Origin of the sequence: Palleronia caenipelagi, assembly GCF_007004065.1 — a bacterium.
Classification (GTDB): Bacteria; Pseudomonadota; Alphaproteobacteria; order Rhodobacterales; family Rhodobacteraceae; genus Palleronia; species Palleronia caenipelagi.
This window is the reverse complement of sequence record NZ_VFSV01000092.1, coordinates 1-5,138: the sequence shown is the minus strand read 5'-3', so window position 1 is coordinate 5,138 and position 5,138 is coordinate 1. Positions and strand designations below refer to the sequence as shown.

The 5,138-nt window shown below is 63.2% G+C and carries 1 protein-coding gene; it reads left to right on the top strand.

Annotation, left to right across the window (positions count from 1 at the left end; translation table 11 throughout):
- Positions 1-720: 720 nt before the first annotated feature.
- Positions 721-5,138, top strand: a 4,418-nt coding sequence (locus FEV53_RS19545) for a beta strand repeat-containing protein (RefSeq protein ID WP_142836333.1), incomplete at its 3' end; no start/stop codon positions are given.

Below are 5,138 nucleotides of genomic sequence, written 5' to 3'. Positions count from 1 at the left end.
CCTATTCCTGGGCCGTCCACGTCTACCCGGCACCGATGCCGCATAGCGGCAAAGCCGCGACCCTGCGCGAGGCCCTCGAGGCCGTCAGGCAGACGGCCGGGGAACTGCCGAATATCCAGTGGCGTCAGAGATCCATCTACTGGAAGCAAGAGGTGTTCCATCCCGGATGATGGTCCACATTCCCGGGGGCTGTCCCGGACGATATTTGTCGCGGGAGGCGAAAAACGATCAGGGAATTATGCCTGATCCCCACTGAATACACGCGGGTCCTGAACCGGGTGCGCATGGTTAAAAATATGCTAACATTCGAATTTGAAACGAAAATTTTATATTATCCGTTTGACATATCGCCCTATCCATTCGTACGGTCCGGCAACTGAGGTTGATGCCTGCGAGGAGTTGTTGTGGTCGATACTCTCAATCCGGATCGGGTCAGACCCGGTCGCTTTGTCCAGGTCTTTGCCTCAATCCGGATGTCGGTCGATGGGACCGATCAAGCCGAAACATGGTCTGAACCGTCTCGCACCGCGCGCAGGACACGCGCGGCTCTAGCGTCATCCCCTGATCAAGAGCGGGCCATTTCCCACTTCTCAACGCCACCGGGCGCGCATCGTCCCGCCGATACCGACGGCTAGCGCTCGTCCCTCAAATGATCCGTCGGTTGGGACTGCCCCAGTGGCCGTGTCCCCACGCACATCAAGACTTCAGAAAGGCTGATTCATGGTTACGATTTGGACCCCCGGACCCGGACCCACTGCTGGCAACGACACCGCCACTGCCGATGGCGCCAATGACGTCATCAGCGGTCAGGGTGGCGATGACAGCCTTTTTGGGGGGGGTGGCAACGACACGATCTTTGGCGGTCCTGGCAACGATACGATCGACGGGGGGTTTCAGCCTGATCTGATTGACGGTGGTGACGGTGCGGACAGTATCAATGACAGCGGTCTTGGTGAGTCTAAGGATACAATCTTCGGGGGTCTGGGCAATGACACCATCGACGGCGGTTTTGGCGACGACACAATCGATGGGGGCAGTCAGTCCGATGTGATCAGCGGCGGCGGTGGCAATGATAGTATTTCGGATAGCGGTGGCGGGGCGTCATTCGACACGATTTATGGCGGTGACGGCAGCGATACGATCTCGGGCGGTGCGGGGGACGATTCGATTGACGGTGGCTCTTTGGGCGACTCGATCTTCGGTGGAGACGGCAACGATATTGTGACGGACAGTGGCGCGGGAGCGTCCCCCGACACCATTTTCGGTGGCGCTGGGAACGATACGATCGATGGCGGAATCGCGTCAGATACTCTTTTTGGCGGCTCGGGTGACGACAGCATCTTAGGCGCCTCGGGCGACGACTCGCTGGTGGGGGGGCTTGGCAACGACACGCTCGGCGGCGGGACCGGTGACGACGTGGTTGTCGGCGGGTCGGGCGATGACACCATCTCTGGCCGCGCCGGGAACGACACGCTGGACGGCGGTGTCGGCAACGACACGCTTGATGGTGGCTCCGGCGATGACAGCCTGCTCGGCGAGAGCGGCGACGACGTTCTGCGGGGCGGGACGGGCACTGACACGCTGGACGGTGGTCTGGGCGACGACACGATCTTTGGCGAGAGCGGCGACGATTCTCTAAGTGGTGGTTCGGGCGATGACAGCCTCCGCGGGAGTCTGGGGAATGATACGCTGCTGGGGGACGGCGGCAACGATCTCCTTACCGGTGAGAGCGGCGATGATACCGTTAGCGGCGGGGCCGGGGACGATACCGTTAACGGTGGCCAGGGCAATGACGTGGTCTTCGGCGATTCCGGCGATGATAGCGTTCAGGGCGGGACCGGACTCTTCGATGATACGCTCTATGGCGGTCTCGGGAACGACTCGCTCTTTGGCGATGCCGGATGGGATACCCTCTACGGTGGCGCTGGCAACGACACGCTTGATGGGTGGACCGGTACTGATCTGCTTTTCGGCGAGAGCGGTGATGACAGTATCGCGGATACGGGCGGCAGCCTCTCCGCGGATACGATTTATGGCGGTTTCGGGAATGACACCGTCGCTGGCGGTCGGGCCGATGACACCGTTCTGGGCGATGATGGCAATGACAGCGTTCTCGGCGAGAGCGGCGACGACTCGGTGCGCGGCGGGTCTGGCAACGATACCGTTTACGGAGGCGCGGGCAACGACGAGGTTTTCGGCGATTTCGGCGATGACACTCTCTATGGGGGCTCCGGTGACGACACTGTCACGGGAGACCCGGGCAATGACTCGGTGTTTGGCGAACTCGGCGATGACTCTCTGCGCGGCGGGGACGGGAGCGACACCCTGTATGGGGGGGCCGGGAGCGATACGCTCAAGGGCGATGACGGCGATGACACCGTCTCTGGCGGTTCTGGCGATGACGACGTCTCGGGCGGGGTTGGCGATGACTCAGTGTTTGGCGAACTCGGGGACGACAGTGTCACGGGCGGGGCCGGCCAGGATACGCTGGTCGGGGGAGCCGGCAACGACCTGTTCTTTGGGAACTCCGGCGATGACATCATCGACGGCGGCACGGGCAACGACCGGTTCTTTGGGAACTCCGGCGATGACACCATCGACGGCGGCACGGGCAACGACATCGCCTATGGCGGCGCCGGGAACGACACTCTGCTTGGCGCGAGTGGCGATGACAGGCTCGACGGCGGGGCCGGCAGTGACTCGCTGGTGGGGACACTGGGCAACGACCTGCTGATCGGTGGCGCGGGCGTTGATACGTTTGTCGCAGCCAGCGGCGATGACACGGTGGACGCGGGCAGCGGGGATGAAACGCTGCTGGGTGAGATCGGCAACGACGTTCTGCTGGGCGGGGCGGGAACTGATACGGCGTTCGGCGGGGCGGGCAACGACGTCATCGACGGGGCCGCAGACAATGACCTGATCAGCGGCGGAAGCGGTGACGACAGCATCCTCGGCGGCTCCGGTGATGATGAGATCTACGGTAATATTGCTGGCGGAGACGGCCTGCCAGACGGGAATGACACCATCGATGGTGGAGTTGGCAACGACTCCATCTTTGGCAATGCCGGGAACGACTCGCTCCTTGGTGGCACCGGAATTGATTCCATCGGTGGTGGCTCGGGTGACGACACGGTCGCTGGTGGTTCTGGCGATGACTTGTTGTTTGGTTCGTCAGGCAACGACCTCGTTCAGGGCGATGCTGGCAATGACCGCCTCTTTGGGTCCGTCGGCGATGATACGCTGGAGGGCGGCATCGGGAACGATACCCTGACGGCAGGCACGGGCAACGACATCGCCTATGGCGGCGCCGGGAACGACACCCTGCTTGGCGCGAGTGGCGATGACACGCTTGACGGCGGGGCCGGCAACGACACGCTGGACGGGAGTGTTGGCGACGACACGCTCAGGGGCGAGTCCGGTGACGACACGGTCGCTGGGTTTTCTGGCGATGACGCGGTCTTTGGCGGATCGGGAAATGACAGCGTCTACGGAAGTATCGGCGATGACAGCGTGTTTGGCGATGCGGGGGCGGACCAGTTGTTCGGCGGCCAAGGCAACGACATGCTGGAGGGCGGCTCTGGTGAAGACGCGATCAGTGCTGGTTCGGGAGATGACACCATCTCTGGCGGTGCGGGGAACGACACGCTCCATGGTGGTACGGGCAACGACACGCTCGATGGCGGCTCCGGCGACGACAGCCTTTACGGCTCCGATGACGTCGACAGCCTCTTGGGCGGGGCTGGCAGCGACACCATCATCGGCTGGTTTGGCAATGACACGATTGATGGGGGCTCTGGTGACGACTCAATTGATGCCGGCGGACAGCCTGATCTGGTCTATGGCGGGGCCGGGGACGACACGATCACGGATGAGGGTGGGGGGCTATCTCTCGACACGATCTATGGCGGGGCGGGCAATGACATCGTCGATGCAGGCCTCGCAGACGATAGCGTCCTTGGCGGCCTGGGGAATGATACGCTTCAGGGTGGTGCCACTGGCAACGACACGCTCGATGGCGGCTCCGGAGATGACAGCCTGCTCGGCGGGACCGGCACCGATACTCTGAGCGGTGGGATTGGCGCCGATACGCTGCTGGGCGGCAGCGGCGACGACGCTCTGGCAGGCGACAGCGGCGACGACACGCTGGTGGGGGGGCTTGGCAACGACACGCTCGACGGCGGGACCGGGGCTGACGTTCTCGACGGTCGGAGCGGCGATGACAGCCTGTTTGGCGCCAGTGGCGATGACACGGTGGACGGGGACAGCGGGGATGACTTCCTCCGCGGCGGGGCCGGCAATGATACCTTTTTCGGAGACCCGGGCAATGACACGCTCATCGGCGATTCCGGCGATGACCTCCTCCGCGGCGGGGCCGGCGATGACACCGTGTCTGGTGGAGCCGGGGCGGACGTGGTCAATGCCGATGCCGGCGTGGATACGGTCGAAGGGGGCGCCGGGAACGATACGCTCGATGGGGGGTCCGCGTCTGACCTGATCTACGGTGGCAGCGGGGACGACAGTATCGTTGAAAGCGGGAGCACTTTTTCCGCCGATACGATCTATGGCGGTCTCGGAAATGACAGCGTCGCTGCCGGTGCAGGCGATGATACCGTTCAGGGGGATGTCGGCGACGACAGCCTTCTCGGTGAGAGCGGCGATGACACCCTGAGCGGCGGCGCTGGCACCGATATCCTCGACGGTGGGTCTGGCAACGACGTGGTCCTCGGCGGGTCTGGCGATGACAGCGTCGGAGGCGGCCTTGGCGATGATATCTTTGTCGAGGCTGGCGGCGATGGTGCCGACATCATCACCGACTTCGGCACAGGCAACTCGGGCACCGTGGATAACGGTCTTCAGGACGACAATGACTTCGTCGATCTGTCGGCCTTCTACAACCTGACAACGCTGGCCGCCGTGAACGCGCTGCGCGCTCCGGGGACCAAGTTCACCAGTGCGGTCGAAATGATGCGTGCAGACCATGCGGATGGCACGCTGAACGGGATCATCGGTGGCATCGACTACACGGCACAGATCGGGGACATCAGCCTCGCCATCCAGAATGGCGGAGCCGCCGTCGCGGACACAGAACTCACCTTCGACACGACGAATGTGACCGGCGTGGTCTGTTTTACCCGCGG